Consider the following 15,623-nt stretch of genomic DNA (forward strand, 5'->3'; position numbering starts at 1 on the left):
TCGGCATATGGCCGCCGATGCCCATATGTGCACTGCGGTGTGCGGCGCCCTCCAAAGCCGGCCGTGTTGAATAGGTGTCTGTACTAGGCCTACCCGCTTTCGTTGGCCGTTCGCAAGTGCGTACTGTGGCGAAATGTCCGAATTGGTAGGGTTGTTCGGGTGCCGAGAGGCGCACAGAGGGCGTAATGTTCGAGGGCGTCCAGCATCAACCACGACGGTCGGGAGAGAGACGGCATGGACCGCGGGACGGTCGGCAGCGCACAGTCGGGCCGGCTTCTGGTCGAGGTGCGACAAGAAGGCACGAGTGCCGTCGTGACCCCGGCGGGTGAGTTGGATCACCACACCGCCGATCTGCTGCGCGAACCTCTCGAGGACTGCCTCGAGAAGGGGTCCTCGCGCCTGGTCGTCGACTGCTCGAGGCTGGAGTTCTGCGACTCCACCGGGCTCAACGTCCTGCTCTCCGCCCGGCTGAAGGCCGAGTCCGCGGGTGGTGGGGTCCATCTCGTGGGGATGCAGCCGGTGGTGGCCCGGGTCTTCGAGATCACCGGAGCGGACGCCGTCTTCACCGTCCACGACACGCTGGACGCGGCGCTGGCCGAGTGACGCCGCCGATGCTTCGCGCTCCGGGTCCCTCCGCGTTATCGGCACGTTACGCGCGTCACAGATCGCCGACCGAATCCATGGGTGTTCCGGCGGTCCGGTCGGGCAGGAGACATGCTGACCATGTCGGCGGTGAGGGCGAAAGCCGCAAGAAAAGGGCCTCGAACGCACGGCACGAGCAACAATCGACGGATACCACGTCGACCCCGTACCGAGTCTTGAATCGTGAACTGGTGAATCGGTGAGGTGAAGCGCTGATGAGCACCACCCGGCCCTACCCGCCGGGCGACCGCGGCCCCGAGCCCAGCGGCGCTTCCGGAACGCCCGCGCAGGGCCCGTCGGGCGAGGGTGCCTCGTCCGGTGTGCCCGGGGAGGCGGCGTCCTCCTCCACCCGGCAGGTCCGCAGGATGAGCTTCGCGGGCGAGAGCGGTGTCGTTCCGCTCGCCCGCGACTTCACCCGCCAGGCGCTGTACGCGTGGGGCTGGCTGCCCGCCGCCACCGCCGACCAGCGGGCCGCGGCCGAGGACGTGCTGCTCGTCGTCTCCGAACTGGTCACCAACGCGTGCCTGCACGCCGAGGGTCCCGAAGAGCTGTGGATCGCGTGCGACAACAAGGTGCTGCGCATCGAGGTCTCTGACCGGGGGTCCGGACAGCCCGCCCCGCGCACCCCGCACCGCGCCGGACGACCCGGAGGCCACGGGATGTTCATCGTGCAGCGGCTCTGCCTGGACTGGGGCGTCGTCAGGACCCCCGGCGTCGCCGGCAAGACGGTATGGGCGGAGCTCGGCGCGCCCGCGTGACGCGGCTCGGCGCGCCCGGGTGAGGCGGCTCCGAGCGTCCGTGTGACGCGGCTCGGTCGCCTCGTGGGTGGGCGACCTCCGGTTACCCAGGGTTCGAACCCTTCTTCGTGCGACACGCCTCGCGCACCCGATCGCCACCGATCCCGCGCGCACTGTGTCTTCCCTCCCCAAGGCCCCGGGCGTACCTTGACGGCCGATCTGATGTGCCGTCAGGAATGAGGGGACCGTGTCGTACCACAAACGAAGCGCGGCGCTCGCGTCCGCCGCCGTCCTGGCCGGCTCGGCGGTCCTGACGGCCGCTCCCGTGGCCCGGGCCGACGTCGTCGACGTCGACTACCAGTGCAAGACGCCGATCGGCGACAAGAGTGCCGTCTCGCCCATCGACATCAAGGGCGTCCGGAGCGGCAGCGGCTACAGGATCACCATGTCCTGGCAGAAGGGCGTCTCCTCGAGCCCGGTCGAACTGGGCAAGGGTGCGATGAACCCGAGCGCCACGATCGTGCTGGGCGGCGCCGACAGCGGCACCCTGACGGTCACCGGCCCGGCCAACCAGGCGGCGATCCCCGCCGACACCCCCATCAAGATCAGCGACTTGAGCGGCACGTACACGCCCAGGAAGACCGGCAAGGTCACCTTCACCGCGGGTGTGCTCACCATCAAGGCGCTCGGTACGACGACCACGTGCACGCCCGCCCACCCCCCGGGCCCGTCCCTGACCCTCGACGTCACCGCGGCCGGCGGCGGCACCTCCGGCTCCGCCACGAGCGGCTCCGGCGCAAGCGGCTCCGCCTCCGGCGGGCAGCTGCCGCAGACCGGACCCGAGGACTCCGTGCTCGCCCTCGGCACCCTCGGCGGCACCGTCCTGCTCGCCGGCGCGGCCGGGGCGCTGTGGCTGACCCGCCGCAACCAGGCGGTACGCCACTGAGCAGACCTCCGTACCAGCAGGAGCCGCCATGCCGTACGTCCGCCCCGCCTCCGCCTGCGCCCTCGCTCTCGCCGTCGCCTGTGCGAGCCCGCCGGTCGCCGCGCCCGCCGTCGCCGAGGCCGGCTGGTCCCTGGGCGGTGCGGGCGGGCGGCCGTACGTGTACGCGGAGGGCGAGCCCGGTTCGGTCCTCGAGGACGCGGTGTCGGTGCGCAACCCGGGCGGGCGGCCGCTGACCGTCCGGCTGCGCGGCGCCCAGGAGGCACGGGGGGCACCGGGCGACTCCGGCCCGTGGATCGCCTTCGCACGCACGACGGGAGGGCACCGGATCCCGGTGCGCACCGTCTCGGTGACCGTGCCCGCCCGGTCCCGCGCCGACGTGCCGTTCACCGTGGCGGTGCCCGCGGGAGCGGCACCCGGTGACCACCCGGGCTCGGTCGTGGCGAGCGCGGACGGCCGCTCCACCGCCGTACGCCTCCGACTCCGCGTCGTCGGACCGGCGTTGTCCGCGCTGACCGTGGAGCACATGGCGGTGCGCGGCGGACGGATCACCTACGAGCTGGTCAACCGCGGTACGACCGTGCTCACGCCGAGGCTCGCCGTCCGTGCCGACGGTGTCCTCGGCCGGCTCCTGGACCGTCCCGAGCGCACCCTGCCCCTCGACCTGCCGCCCGGCCACCGGGTCCGGCTCACCGAGCCGTGGCCGCACCACCCGGTGCTCGACGCGGTGCACGTCCGGGTCACGGTCACGGCGGCGGGCGGGGCGCAGGCTTCCGGGTCGGCGTCGGCGCGGTTCGTGCCGTGGGGCGCGGTGGCGGGCAGCGGGGCGGGGCTGCTCGCGGCTGCGGTCGCCGGTGTCGCCGTACGGCGCCGCAGGCACCGGCCGCCGGACCGGCGGACCGGTGAACGGCCGTGTCCGGACCCCGAGTCGACGGGAGCGCTGAGGTGAAGGGGCGTATCTCCGCACTGGTGGCGGTGCTGGCGCCCGTGGCGGTGCTCGCGCTCGTCCTGGCGCCCCTGGCGGCGCCCGCCTGGGGCGCCGGCAAACCGGCCGTCGAGCTGTCCGCGTCCCAGGCGGGTTCCGGCGGTTCGATCACCGTGTCCGGCAGCGGCTGGCGGGCGAAGACGCTGCTGATGATCCTCATCTGCGGGCAGGCCACGCCGTCCCGGGGGGTGATCGGCGGCACCAACTCCTGCGCCAACGCGGACGGACGAGCCGTCACGACCGACGCGCGGGGCCACTTCAGCAGGAAGCTGCCGGTCGCCGAGCCGCCCGCGCCGTGCCCCTGTGTGGTGCACGTCGCCGCCGTCACCGGGGCCGGGGCCACCGCCGACGAGGCCTTCCAGGTCGCCGGGCATGCCGTCAGGCCGCTGCCCGGCGAGTCCGCCGCCGGGCGTCTTTCGGTGCTGACGGACACCCGTCTCGACGGCTCCAGTGGGCTGCTGACCTGGTTCGGGGCGCCGCCGCAGCGCACACTCGTGTTCACCGTCGGCAACGTCGGCTCGTCGCCGGTGAGGGAACCCGTCTTCCTTGTCGGCACCTCGCACGGCGTGTTCGCGCCGCAGTGGGACGAGCGGCAGTGGCACGGCACGGTCGCGCCCGGCAGGAAGGCGGAGATCAGGCTGCCGGTGGAGCTCACGGCGGGCGCCCACGGCGACTACACGGTCTCCCTCGAGTACGGCGGCAAGGTCCTCGCCGAGCAGCCGTGGGGTGTCGGCCGGCCCTGGGGCGTGACCGTCTTCTGGGTCCTGGTCTGCCTGGTAGTGCCGACGGCAGCCTTCCGCGTCGGCATGGCGGTCGTGGACCGGGTGCGGCCGCGCGGCGCGGTGGTACGCCACCGGGGGCTTCGGCTGCCAGGCGTCGCCCTGCGCCCGCCGAAGCCGCCCGCTCCCGCGAGGACCGGCACCACTTCGGCCCTCCCGTGGTTCACCCCGGACACGGATCCGGGGACCGCGGCGAGCGGCCGGCTCTCCGCACCGCACGAGGACAGTCCGGCGACCCCGACGAAGGGAAACACGTGAGAACGCAACGGAGAGTGTCCAAGGCGGCGGGCGGAAACAGCGCGGCCGGTGACAGGGGGAGAAGGACGGCCGCGGCAGGTGCGGCACTGATGCTGTGCGGTGCGGGGCTTCTGCTCGGCGTCGCCGCGGCACCGGCCCAGGCGGCCGAGGTGTCGTACGCCACCGAGTGCATCCCGCCCGCGATCTCCGGGCTGCCGCCGGTCCAGGGCACCACGAAGGTGGAGATCACGGCACCGGCCGAGGCCAAGGTCGGCGACGAGGTCACGGTCACCTGGAAGTTCGTGCGTGCCGCTTCCAAGAACCCCGACGTGCTCGACCTGGACAAGGACACGGTCAAGCCGACCGGCACGCTGAAGGCGGGCGGCGCGCAGACCGCCGGCATCGCCATGGCGGGGCCGCGGTCGAACCCGCCGATCCCCAAGAACAGCGACATGAAGCTGTCCGACATGACGGGCACCCTGAAGCTGACGTCGGCGGGCGAGGTGACGCTGACCCCGGACGCCTACACCATCAACGTCGACAAGCCGATCTCCACGGACACCAAGTGCACCCCGAAGGAGACGGTGGGACCGGCGGCGACCATCAAGGTGACCGGCGGGAGCGGGGGAGCGGGCGGTACGACGGGCGGGCTGCCGACAGTGGTGCCGACGACGCTCCTCCCCACCAACCCGCCGACGGGCCTGCCGACCGCGTCCTCCACCGCGACGTCCCCGACGGCCACCTCCTCCGCGTCGACGTCCCCGACGGCGAGCGCGAGTGCGACCGGCGGCGACGGCGGCGGGCAGCGGGACTTCACGGGAAAGGAGGTGCAGGTCCCGTACGCCTGCAAGACGCCCATCGGCGACAAGAGCGCCACGTCGCCGGTGCAGATCAACGCGAAGAAGGACGGCGGGAACTTCGATCTCACCGTGCGGTTCAAGAAGTCGGTGATGAACAGTCCGGTGGACATCCCGAAAGGCTCGGTGAAACCGTCGATGGAGGTCCTGGTGGGCGGCGCGGACAAGGGCGCGGTCCATGTCGAGGGCCCGGCGAACGCGCAGGAGGTCAAGTCGGGTGATCCGATCGAGATCCCGGACCTGACGGGAACGTACAAACCGGGCACGAGCGGGGAGTCGACGCTGTCGCCGGGCGTGCTGACCATCAAGGCCCTCGGCACGACCACGACGTGCACACCGGCGAAGACGGAGGTGTCGCTGACACTGGACACCGCCCAGCAGCCGGGCGGGACGTCCGGAGGCACGTCGTCGGGCGGTACGACGGGCGGCGGTACGACGGCCGGGGGTACGACAGGCGGCGGCCTGGCCCAGACGGGCACGGACGACCACGGAACCCTCAAGGCCCTCGGCCTGGTGGCGGGCACGGCGATCCTGCTGGGCGGCGCGGTCTTCACGTTCCTGCCCCGCCGCGTTCGCTGACCCTCAGAACGGCGGAGGGCCGCCGCATCCACGTGGGTGCGGCGGCCCTCCGAGAGCCCGGGCGCGACGTCAGTGCACGTCGCCCATGAGCTCCTTGACCTTGCTGCGGTACATCCACACCGCGAGACCGGCGAGCACGGCGAGCGCGGCCTGCAGGGCCACGATGCCCGTCTTGTTCAGGTCGACGCCCGCGATCGACAGCAGACCGGTCGTGGCGTCACCGGCGGTGACGGCCAGGAACCAGACGCCCATCATCTGGGAGGCGTACTTCGCCGGCGCCATCTTCGTGGTGACCGACAGGCCCACCGGCGACAGCGTCAGCTCACCGATCGTCTGCACGAAGTAGATCGCCACCAGCCACATCGCGGCCGCCTTGTGACCGCCGTCGGCGATCCCCAGCGGGGCGAGGAAGAGGAAGAAGGACGCGCCGATCAGGACCAGGCCCATCGCGAACTTCACCGCGGTGCTCGGCTCCTTGCCGCGCCGGGCCAGCGCCAGCCACGCCCAGGCGAAGACCGGGGCCAGCGCCATGATCATGACCGGGTTGACCGACTGGTACCAGGAGACCGGGAAGTTCCAGCCGAAGATCGTGTTCTTCGCCGAGGAGTCGGCGAACAGCGACACCGTCGAGCCGCCCTGGTCGTAGATCATCCAGAACACGGCCGCGGCGACGAAGAACCAGATGTACGCCGTCATCTTCGACTGCTCGGTGCGGTCCAGCTCCTTGTCCCGCTTGATGCGGGCGATGACCAGGACCGGGATGATCAGGCCGGCGAGGGTGATCGGGACCAGCAGCCAGTTCAGCGTGTAGACGCCGGAGAAACCGACGATCGCGTAGAAGACGACCGCGACGCCCGCCCACAGGGCGGCCTTGGTCAGGGTGGCCTTCTTCTGCTCGGCCGTCAGCGGGGTCGGGACGACCTGCGAGCGGGAGCTGAGGTGACGGCCCCCGAGCAGGAACTGGCCGAGGCCGAGCGCCATGCCGAGCGCGGCGAGCGCGAAGCCCAGGTGCCAGTTGACGTTCTGGCCGACGGTGCCGATGACCAGCGGCGCGGCGAAGGCACCGAGGTTGATGCCGATGTAGAAGAGGGTGAAGCCACCGTCGCGGCGCGGGTCGTCCGGGCCCTCGTAGAGGTGGCCGACCATCGTGGAGATGTTCGCCTTCAGCAGGCCCGAGCCGATCGCCACGAGGCCGAGACCGGCGAAGAAGGTACCGGCGGTGGGCAGAGCCAGCGTGAGGTGGCCCAGCATGATGACGAAGCCCGCCACGGCGACCGTCTTGCGCGGACCGAGGACCCGGTCGGCGAACCAGCCGCCCGGCAGGGCGAGCAGGTATACGAGCGACAGGTACACCGAGTAGATCGCGGTCGCGGTGGCCGCGCTCATGTGCAGGCCGCCCGGTGCCACCAGGTACAGCGGGAGGAGGGCCTTCATGCCGTAGTAGGAGAACCTCTCCCACATCTCGGTCATGAAGAGGGTGGCCAGTCCGCGGGGGTGGCCGAAGAAGGTCTTCTCGGATCCGGGGGTGCCCGGGCGGACCGAGTCCTTCGTCAGGCTGGACGCCATGGTCGTTCCTTGCTGGTCGGGACGCGCTGCACGAGCGTCACGCGCCCGTGGGGGGACGGCCGGCACCGGCGGGATCGGACGTCCGCCCCACGCCCACGGGGTGTCCGCCCCGGATCACGGAGCGGTGGACGGCGACCACCGGGATCCACGCCTCTACGCGCGTTGAGCGCTCAAGGCCCGGCCACAGGTCATTCCTTCAAGGCTGGGAGGAGGCCAGCCCGCACACAAAAGAGACCTTCAGCGTCGAGCTACCGCCAAAGGTCCTGCTGGTGCTACAGGCGTTCTCCTCACCATACGTCACGGCGCAGCCGGATATGGAAGGACTTGAGACACGGATCACAGGTGGTTACGGAACTATGGTCACCCATTCGAAGGTCTACGCCCAAATGGCCCCCGAGAGGTGCAGGTGTGACCACGGAGCGTCACGGACGTCGGCGCCGCCGCATCGTCCCAGGTCCAGGTAAGAATTCGCATTCCCATCACACCCGTGCTCACACCTTTGCTCTTGTCCTGGGCGGACTACCATCACCCCATGACCCGTGTACTGCTCGCCGAGGACGACGCGTCCATCTCGGAGCCGCTGGCCCGTGCCCTGCGCCGGGAGGGTTACGAGGTCGAGGTGCGCGAGGACGGACCCACCGCGCTCGACGCCGGAATGCAGGGCGGCGTCGACCTGGTCGTGCTGGACCTCGGGCTGCCCGGCATGGACGGTCTGGAGGTGGCCCGCCGGCTGCGCGCCGAGGGCCACACCGTCCCGATCCTGATCCTGACCGCACGGGCCGACGAGGTGGACACCGTCGTCGGCCTCGACGCGGGCGCCGACGACTACGTCACCAAGCCGTTCCGGCTGGCGGAACTGCTCGCCCGGGTCCGCGCCCTGCTGCGGCGCGGCGCCACCGAGCCCGCGCAGCCGCCCGCCACGCACGGCGTGCGCATCGACGTGGAGTCGCACCGGGCCTGGATGGGCGACGAGGAGCTGCAGCTCACCGCGAAGGAGTTCGACCTGCTCCGGGTCCTGGTCCGGGACGCGGGCCGGGTCGTCACCCGCGACCAGCTGATGCGCGAGGTCTGGGACACGACGTGGTGGTCGTCCACGAAGACCCTGGACATGCACATCTCCTGGCTCCGCAAGAAGCTGGGCGACGACGCGGCGAACCCGCGGTACATCGCGACGGTACGGGGTGTGGGCTTCCGGTTCGAGAAGAACTAGGCGCTGCCGCTGGGCTCCGCCGGGATCCGGTGTGGGTCGGGGTGGCCACAGGGCATCACGCCGTTGTGGCCGGTGTGCGTCCACGGCCGCGGGTCTCCTGCGGCTGGTCGCGCAGTTCCCCGCGCCCCTTCAGGACGCGGCTCCACCCCATGGCCCAGACGTGCCCGGGGCACACTGGTCGTCGTAAAGCCACCGCCCGGAGGGCCCCGTGCGTCGTCGTCTCATCCAGTCCACCCTCGCCGTCGTCCTCGTGGTGATCGCGGTCTTCGGCGTCTCCCTCGTGATCGTCGAGACCCGGACGATCAGCAACAGCGCCCAGGAGCGCGTCGACTCCGAGGCGCTGCGGCTGGCCAGCATCGTGGACAGCCGGATCCTCGGTGACGAGAAGGTCAGCGCCACGGTCTTCAAGGACCAGGTCACCGGCGACAGGTACGCGGTGATCGACATCCCCGGCAAGCCCACCATCCGGGTCGGCAACCAGCCCGCCGGTGACGTCATCCACTCCACGACCAAGGGCGAGGAGGGGGAGACGGTCCGCGTCGAGGAGCCACGCTCCGCCGTCACGCGTGAAGTCGGCCGTACGCTGCTGATCATCGCCCTGGTGGCGCTGCTCGCGATCATCGCTGCGGTGCTGCTCGCGGTGCGCCAGGCCAACCGTCTGGCCTCCCCGCTCACCGACCTCGCCGAGACCGCCGAGCGCCTCGGGTCCGGCGACCCGCGCCCGCGCCACAAGCGGTACGGCGTCCCGGAGCTGGACCGGGTCGCCGATGTCCTCGACGCCTCCGCCGAGCGGATCGCCCGCATACTGACCGCCGAGCGGCGCCTGGCGGCCGACGCCTCGCACCAGCTGCGCACACCCCTGACGGCGTTGTCCATGCGGCTGGAGGAGATCACGCTCACGGACGACCCGGACACCGTGAAGGAGGAGGCGACGATCGCGCTGACGCAGGTGGAGCGGCTCACGGACGTCGTGGAGCGGCTGCTGACGAACGCCCGCGACCCGCGCACCGGCTCCGCCGTCTCCTTCGACCTGGACGAGGTCATCCAGCAGCAGCTCGCCGAGTGGCGGCCCGCCTACCGCAGCGCGGGACGTGCGATCGTCAGCTCCGGCAAACGGCACCTGCGGGCCGTGGGTACGCCGGGGGCGGTCGCCCAGGTGCTCGCGGCGCTGATCGAGAACTCGCTCATGCACGGGGGCGGCACGGTCGCCCTGCGCACCCGGGTCACCGGCAACCAGGCGGTCGTGGAGGTCACGGACGAGGGGCCGGGGGTGCCGCCGGAGCTGGGCTCCCGCATCTTCGAGCGCACCATCAGCGGCCGTAACTCCACGGGCATCGGTCTGGCGGTGGCGCGTGACCTCGCGGAGGCCGACGGCGGCCGTCTGGAGATGCTCCAGGCCAAGCCCCCGGTCTTCGGCCTGTTCCTGTCCCGCACCCCGCTGAAGGTGCCCGCCGAACCGGAGGAGGAATCGGAACGCACGGTGAGGTGAACCGGGGAGCGGGGGCCCGGTGCAGCGGTCGGTCGGGACTTCTTCGCCGCCCAGGCTTGGACGACCTTCTTCGCCGTACGACGCGGGGAATGTTCGCCGTACGACGCCGGGCGGTGCTCTTCGCCGTACGACGCGAGGGATGTTCGCCGTACGACGCCGGCCGGTGCTCTTCGCCGCACGACGCCAGGGCGATGTTCTGCTCACGCGCCTGTCAGGGCGCGCCGACGGTCAGCGGGTCACGTGCTCGTCGTGGCGGCGCTGCTCCTCCACCGCCTGGAGTATCGACTCGGCGCCCGCCACCGCCGACGCCGCCGGCATGGCCTTGAACACCCAGGTGCGGTAGGACCAGAAACGGAACAGCGTCCCGAGGCCGATGCCGAGGAACTTGAACACGTTGCTCTGCAGCGGGCTGTCCCAGCCGAACCCGTACGTCGCCAGGAACAGCACGCCGTTCTCGATGACCAGCCCGGCCGCGCTGAACACCAGGAACAGGGTCATCTCGCGGGTGCGCCCGCTCTTGTCCCGGTCCCGGTAGGTGAAGTAGCGGAAGCCGATGTAGTTGAAGGCGATCGCGACGACCGTGGCGATGATGCTCGCCCGGACCACCTGGAGCCCTGTGACATTCCGCACGAGGTTGAACACCAGGAGGTTGACCAGCAGTCCCGCCCCGCCGACCGCGCCGAACTTGGCGATCTCGCGCAGCAGCCGGTCGAACTTCCGGCGCACTGCGGCCTGGGGCCTGTCCTGCAGACTTGTGGAACCACTGCCCATCGTGTCGCCAGCCCCCGTCGGGTCGGTCGTACTCGGTTGCATCCGTCGTCTCGTTCGTGTCGATCGGGTTGTACCGGACCCTCGGCCGAAAGCGCCGAACGGCTCCGTCAACCCGGCCATGCTAACGAGCGCCGGTGAACGGTGTCCGGGGACCATACATGAGGACGGAAAGAAAGCCGCCTCGACCCCGTGCCGGAAACCCTTCATGGATTTCCTTCGGGTACCCCTTCGAAAGCCCCTCGGAAACGGCGCTCCAAACGCCCTGGGCGGGGACGGAAACCGGCCTCCCCGGCCGGGCCGATACCCTGGGTGCGTGACGTTCCCGGTAGTAGGCATGGTCGGCGGTGGCCAGCTCGCCCGTATGACCCACGAGGCAGGCATCCCGCTGGGCATCAGGTTCAAGCTCCTCAGTGACACCCCACAGGACTCCGCGGCACAGGTCGTCGGCGACGTCGTCGTCGGCGACTACCGCGACCTGGAGACGCTGCGTGCCTTCGCGCAGGGCTGTGACGTGATCACCTTCGATCACGAGCACGTGCCCACCGAGCACCTGCGGGCCCTGGAGGCGGACGGCATCGCCGTGCGTCCCGGCCCGGACGCGCTCGTGCACGCCCAGGACAAGGGCGTGATGCGCGCCAAACTCGACGCGATCGGTGTGCCGTGCCCGCGGCACCGGATCGTCAGCGACCCGGAGGACGTCGCCGCGTTCGCCGCCGAGGGCGATGGCTTCCCCGTCGTCCTCAAGACCGTCCGCGGCGGCTACGACGGCAAGGGCGTGTGGGTGGTGGACTCCGTCGAGGAGGCCGCCGACCCCTTCCGCGCCGGCGTCCCCGTCCTCGCCGAGGAGAAGGTCGACTTCGTCCGGGAGCTGGCCGCCAACGTCGTACGCTCGCCGCACGGGCAGGCAGTCGCCTACCCGGTCGTGGAGTCCCGGCAGGTGGACGGCGTCTGCGACACCGTGATCGCCCCGGCCCCCGACCTGGACGACGAACTGGCCCTGGAGGCCGAGCAGCTCGCGCTCACCATAGCCAAGGAACTCGGCGTCGTCGGTCACCTCGCCGTGGAGCTGTTCCAGACCCGCGACGGCCGCATCCTGGTCAACGAGCTGGCGATGCGCCCGCACAACTCGGGCCACTGGTCGATGGACGGCGCGATCACCTCGCAGTTCGCCAACCACGTGCGGGCCGTCCTCGACCTCCCGCTCGGCGACCCGCGCCCGCGCGCCAAATGGACGGTCATGGTCAACGTCCTCGGCGGCGACTACCCCGACATGTACTCGGCGTACCTGCACTGCATGGCGCGCGACCCGCAGCTCAAGATCCACATGTATGGCAAGGACGTGAAGCCCGGCCGCAAGGTGGGCCACGTCAACACCTACGGCGACGACCTCGACGACGTGCTGGAGCGCGCCCGTCACGCAGCCGGCTACCTGAGAGGCACGATCACCGAATGAGCCCTGTTGTTGGCATCGTCATGGGGTCGGACTCCGACTGGCCCGTCATGGAGGCCGCCGCCAAGGCCCTCGACGAGTTCGAGATCGCGTACGAGGTCGACGTCGTCTCCGCACACCGTATGCCGCGCGAGATGATCGCGTACGGCGAGCAGGCGGCGGACCGCGGGCTGAAGGCGATCATCGCGGGCGCCGGCGGCGCCGCCCACCTGCCCGGCATGCTCGCCTCCGTCACCCCGCTGCCCGTCATCGGCGTCCCGGTCCCGCTGAAGTACCTCGACGGCATGGACTCGCTGCTGTCGATCGTGCAGATGCCGGCCGGTGTCCCCGTGGCCACCGTGTCCGTCGCCGGCGCCCGCAACGCCGGGCTGCTCGCGGCGCGCATCCTCGCCGCGCACGACGAGGAACTGCTGCAGCGGATGCGGGAGTTCCAGCAGGACCTCAACGACCAGGCCACCGAGAAGGGCAAGCGCCTGCGCTCCAAGGTCGAGGGAGCGGCGGCGGGCTTCGGCTTCAACTCGGGGAAGTGACGCGATGACCTCGCCGTCCTTGCAGGCCGCCCGGGAACTGCTGCGGGAGTTCCCGGTCGTCGACGGGCACAACGACCTGCCCTGGGCGCTGCGCAAACAGGCCCGCTACGACCTCGACGCCCTGGACATCGCCCGGCACCAGAACGCCCGCCTGCACACCGACCTGCCCCGTCTGCGCGAGGGCGGGGTCGGCGCCCAGTACTGGTCGGTGTACGTGCCGTGCGACCTGCCCGACCCGGTGCCCGCGACGCTGGAACAGATCGACTGCGTACGGCAGCTGCTCGCCCGCTACCCGGCGGACCTGGCCCCGGCCCTGACCGCCGCCGACATGGAGACGGCGCGCAAGGACGGCCGGATCGCCTCCCTCATGGGCGCCGAGGGCGGCCACTCCATCGCGAACTCGCTCGGCACGCTGCGCGGCCTGTACGGGCTCGGCGTGCGCTACATGACCCTCACCCACAACGACAACGTGGCGTGGGCGGACTCCGCGACGGACGAACCGGGCGTCGGCGGCCTCTCGGACTTCGGCCGTGAGGTGGTCCGGGAGATGAACCGCCTCGGCATGCTCGTCGACCTCTCGCATGTGGCGGCGACCACGATGCGCGACGCGCTGGACACCACCGAAGCGCCGGTGATCTTCTCCCACTCCTCCGCCCGCGCGGTGTGCGACCACCCGCGCAACATCCCCGACGACGTCCTCGAACGCCTGCCCGCCAACGGCGGTGTGGCGATGGTGACGTTCGTGCCGAAGTTCGTGCTCCAGGCGGCCGTCGACTGGACGGCCGCGGCGGACGACAACATGCGCGCGCACGGCCTGCACCCCCTCGACACCACCCCCGAGGCGATGAAGGTCCACCGCGCCTTCGAGGAGCGCACCCCGCGCCCGGCCGCCACGGTCGGGACGGTCGCCGACCACCTCGACCACATGCGCGAGGTGGCGGGCATCGACCACGTCGGCATCGGCGGCGACTACGACGGCACGGCCTTCACCCCGGACGGCCTGGGCGACGTCTCCGGCTACCCGAACCTGGTCGCGGAGCTGCTGGACCGCGGCTGGTCGAGAGCCGACCTGGCGAAGCTGACCTGGCAGAACGCGGTACGGGTGCTGGGCGCGGCCGAGGACGTGGCGCGCGACGTGCAGACCAGGCGCGCGCCGTCCCACGCGACCATCGAGGACCTCGACGGCTGACGGTCAGGGGCCGGACGGGACGACGGTCCTCTGCGTCCCACCGGGCCCGAACCGCCGTCCGCGCGGCCCGGCTGTCGACGGCCGGGCCGGGCAGGGCAACGGCCGGTTCAGGCGTGCTCGATCCGGCACAGGCAGAACGGGTGTCCCGCCGGGTCGGCGTACACCATGAAGTCCTTCTTCTCCCGGTCCTCCACGTCCAGCGGCCGCGCGCCCAGCGCCAGCACCTTCTCGTGCGCCGCGTCCACCTCCTCCCAGGTGGAACCGGCGTCGAAGTCGAGGTGGAACTGCTGCGGGTTGCGGTCCGCGCGCGGCCATTCGGGCGGGGTGTATCCCTCCACCCGCTGGAACCCGATCCGCGGCCCGTCGGGGATCCGCAGGACGACCCACTCCTCGTCCTCGGCCTTGGGCGTGCCGCCGCCCACGCGCGCGTAGAACTCGGCGAGCGCGCGCGGGTCCGGGCAGTCGATCACCACGTTGCGGAAACGTGCCACAGCGGGCATGAGGGGTCTCCTTCGGCGTCAGCAGGCGCAGAGACAGAACGGGTGCCCGGCCGGGTCCGAGTAAACGCGGAAGCTGCGCGAGCGGTCCTCCGCGTCGAGCGGCTTCGCGCCCAGCTCCAGCACCCCCTTCTCGGCCGCGTCCAGGTCCTCCACCACCAGGTCCAGGTGGAACTGCTGCGAGTGGTCGGACGCGGGCCACTTCGGCGGTACGAATCCGGGCGCCGCCTGGAAGGCCAGCGCCTGTCCGCCGGGCACCCGCAGGTCCACCCAGTCCCCCTCGCCCTCGACGCGGCCGCCGAGCACCTCGGCGTAGAAGGCGGCGAGCGCGCCCGGGTCGGGGCAGTCCAGGACGACGGGGCCGAGCTTGGCGAGAGCCATGACTTCCTCCTCCAGATCGCAGTTACCGATAGGGCGCCGTCACCGACAGGCGCTGTTACCGATAGAGGCAAGTAACCGGTAACGCTCACCGCACGCTCATGCTCCCGGTCATGAGGTGGCAGCGCAAGAGGTACACGCCGACCGGCCGCGGTTACCGCAGTTACCGCATCAGTGCGTGCTGGAGGTAACGTCGCGGGCATGAGTGACAGATCGCCCGCGCCCGGAGGCCTGGAGCTCGTCCAGGCCCTGGTGAACACGCTGGACATCGAGTCGGGCACCGACTCGCTGGACACCGTGGAGGGCCGGGCCCGTTTCGCTCTCACCGAGGACGAGCTGCCGCGCGCCCGCGAACTGCGCGAGTCGTTGCGGGCCGCGCTGCTCGCCCACGCGGGCCACCCGCCGCACCGCGAGGTGACCCCGCTGACCCGGCTGCTGGCGCGGGCCCCGCTGTATGTGGCCGTCGACGAGCGCGACGGCTCGGCCTGCCTGACGCCCACCGACGACTCCCTGCACGCGCGCGTGGCCCTCGCCGTGGCAGAGGCGCTGGCGGCGGGCACCTGGGGCCGTCTGAAGGCCTGTGAGGCCGTGACCTGCCACTGGGCGTACTACGACCGCAGTCCCGCCGGACGCGGCCGCTGGTGCTCGATGTCGGTCTGCGGGGCGCGCGCGAAGATGCGGCGGTACCGGGCGAAGGAGGCGTGATCCACAGGGAGTTCACCGGTCGGCCGGTGACCCGGTGGGGCAGAATGCAACAGGACGCCGGTCCGGCCGACTGAGCCTC

At 71.4% G+C, this 15,623-nt stretch carries 16 protein-coding genes; 12 read left to right on the forward strand and 4 right to left on the reverse strand.

Going from position 1 to position 15,623, the window contains the following annotated elements; genetic code table 11:
* Window positions 1-234: 234 nt before the first annotated feature.
* From SY2F82_RS37455 to SY2F82_RS37480, 6 genes are all read left to right on the forward strand, one after another.
* A complete protein-coding gene (locus SY2F82_RS37455) occupies window positions 235-603 on the forward strand; it encodes an STAS domain-containing protein (protein WP_200423565.1) in 369 nt (122 codons plus the stop codon).
* Between the two features lie 254 nt (window positions 604-857).
* Window positions 858-1,400, forward strand: coding sequence for an ATP-binding protein (locus SY2F82_RS37460; protein WP_200423566.1), 543 nt, complete (start codon window positions 858-860; stop codon window positions 1,398-1,400).
* A 226-nt stretch (window positions 1,401-1,626) separates the two neighbouring features.
* Window positions 1,627-2,325 carry an LPXTG cell wall anchor domain-containing protein gene (locus tag SY2F82_RS37465; RefSeq protein ID WP_200423567.1) on the forward strand — a complete coding sequence of 233 codons (699 nt, stop codon included), beginning with the start codon at window positions 1,627-1,629 and terminating at the stop codon, window positions 2,323-2,325.
* 28 nt (window positions 2,326-2,353) lie between these two features.
* Window positions 2,354-3,271, forward strand: coding sequence for a hypothetical protein (locus tag SY2F82_RS37470; protein ID WP_200423568.1), 918 nt, complete (start codon window positions 2,354-2,356; stop codon window positions 3,269-3,271).
* Window positions 3,268-4,344: a hypothetical protein gene (locus SY2F82_RS37475; RefSeq protein WP_236042042.1), complete on the forward strand. Its 1,077-nt coding sequence runs from the start codon at window positions 3,268-3,270 to the stop codon at window positions 4,342-4,344. Before SY2F82_RS37470 ends, SY2F82_RS37475 begins: the two co-directional genes overlap by 4 nt.
* An 89-nt stretch (window positions 4,345-4,433) precedes the next feature.
* Window positions 4,434-5,759: a hypothetical protein gene (locus SY2F82_RS37480; RefSeq protein ID WP_200423569.1), complete on the forward strand. Its 1,326-nt coding sequence runs from the start codon at window positions 4,434-4,436 to the stop codon at window positions 5,757-5,759.
* Between the two features lie 69 nt (window positions 5,760-5,828).
* Here the strand turns inward: SY2F82_RS37480 and SY2F82_RS37485 are convergent, their stop codons facing one another.
* Window positions 5,829-7,325: an oligopeptide:H+ symporter gene (locus SY2F82_RS37485; RefSeq protein ID WP_200423570.1), complete on the reverse strand. Its 1,497-nt coding sequence runs from the start codon at window positions 7,323-7,325 to the stop codon at window positions 5,829-5,831.
* Between the two features lie 532 nt (window positions 7,326-7,857).
* Between SY2F82_RS37485 and SY2F82_RS37490 the strand changes: the two genes are divergently transcribed.
* Both SY2F82_RS37490 and SY2F82_RS37495 read left to right on the forward strand, forming a co-directional pair.
* Window positions 7,858-8,535 carry a response regulator transcription factor gene (locus tag SY2F82_RS37490; RefSeq protein ID WP_086747411.1) on the forward strand — a complete coding sequence of 226 codons (678 nt, stop codon included), beginning with the start codon at window positions 7,858-7,860 and terminating at the stop codon, window positions 8,533-8,535.
* 208 nt (window positions 8,536-8,743) lie between these two features.
* Window positions 8,744-10,024, forward strand: a complete 1,281-nt coding sequence (locus SY2F82_RS37495; protein WP_200423571.1) for an ATP-binding protein — start codon at window positions 8,744-8,746, stop codon at window positions 10,022-10,024.
* 228 nt (window positions 10,025-10,252) lie between these two features.
* Here SY2F82_RS37495 and SY2F82_RS37500 read toward each other — a convergent pair whose 3' ends face one another.
* Window positions 10,253-10,795, reverse strand: coding sequence for a GtrA family protein (locus SY2F82_RS37500; RefSeq protein ID WP_200423600.1), 543 nt, complete (start codon window positions 10,793-10,795; stop codon window positions 10,253-10,255).
* Window positions 10,796-11,108: 313 nt separating this feature from the next.
* Here SY2F82_RS37500 and SY2F82_RS37505 point away from each other — a divergent pair, with 313 nt between their 5' ends.
* From SY2F82_RS37505 to SY2F82_RS37515, 3 genes are read left to right on the forward strand one after another with little or no spacing between them, the layout of a single operon-like run.
* Window positions 11,109-12,248 carry a 5-(carboxyamino)imidazole ribonucleotide synthase gene (locus SY2F82_RS37505; RefSeq protein ID WP_200423572.1) on the forward strand — a complete coding sequence of 380 codons (1,140 nt, stop codon included), beginning with the start codon at window positions 11,109-11,111 and terminating at the stop codon, window positions 12,246-12,248.
* Window positions 12,245-12,775 carry a 5-(carboxyamino)imidazole ribonucleotide mutase gene (gene purE, locus SY2F82_RS37510; protein ID WP_200423573.1) on the forward strand — a complete coding sequence of 177 codons (531 nt, stop codon included), beginning with the start codon at window positions 12,245-12,247 and terminating at the stop codon, window positions 12,773-12,775. The genes SY2F82_RS37505 and purE overlap by 4 nt, the downstream gene beginning before the upstream one ends.
* A 4-nt stretch (window positions 12,776-12,779) precedes the next feature.
* Window positions 12,780-13,964, forward strand: a complete 1,185-nt coding sequence (locus tag SY2F82_RS37515; protein WP_200423574.1) for a dipeptidase — start codon at window positions 12,780-12,782, stop codon at window positions 13,962-13,964.
* A gap of 107 nt (window positions 13,965-14,071) precedes the next feature.
* Here the strand turns inward: SY2F82_RS37515 and SY2F82_RS37520 are convergent, their stop codons facing one another.
* Together SY2F82_RS37520 and SY2F82_RS37525 are read right to left on the reverse strand one after the other, a co-directional pair.
* Window positions 14,072-14,464, reverse strand: a complete 393-nt coding sequence (locus SY2F82_RS37520; RefSeq protein ID WP_200423575.1) for a VOC family protein — start codon at window positions 14,462-14,464, stop codon at window positions 14,072-14,074.
* Between the two features lie 18 nt (window positions 14,465-14,482).
* On the reverse strand, window positions 14,483-14,842 hold the full coding sequence (locus SY2F82_RS37525) for a VOC family protein (protein WP_200423576.1): 360 nt from the start codon (window positions 14,840-14,842) through the stop codon (window positions 14,483-14,485).
* Between the two features lie 198 nt (window positions 14,843-15,040).
* Here SY2F82_RS37525 and SY2F82_RS37530 point away from each other — a divergent pair, with 198 nt between their 5' ends.
* On the forward strand, window positions 15,041-15,544 hold the full coding sequence (locus tag SY2F82_RS37530) for a CGNR zinc finger domain-containing protein (protein ID WP_200423577.1): 504 nt from the start codon (window positions 15,041-15,043) through the stop codon (window positions 15,542-15,544).
* The last annotated feature ends 79 nt before the right edge of the window (window positions 15,545-15,623 follow it).

This window comes from Streptomyces sp. Y2F8-2, from assembly GCF_014905555.1.
GTDB lineage: Bacteria > Actinomycetota > Actinomycetes > Streptomycetales > Streptomycetaceae > Streptomyces > Streptomyces cynarae.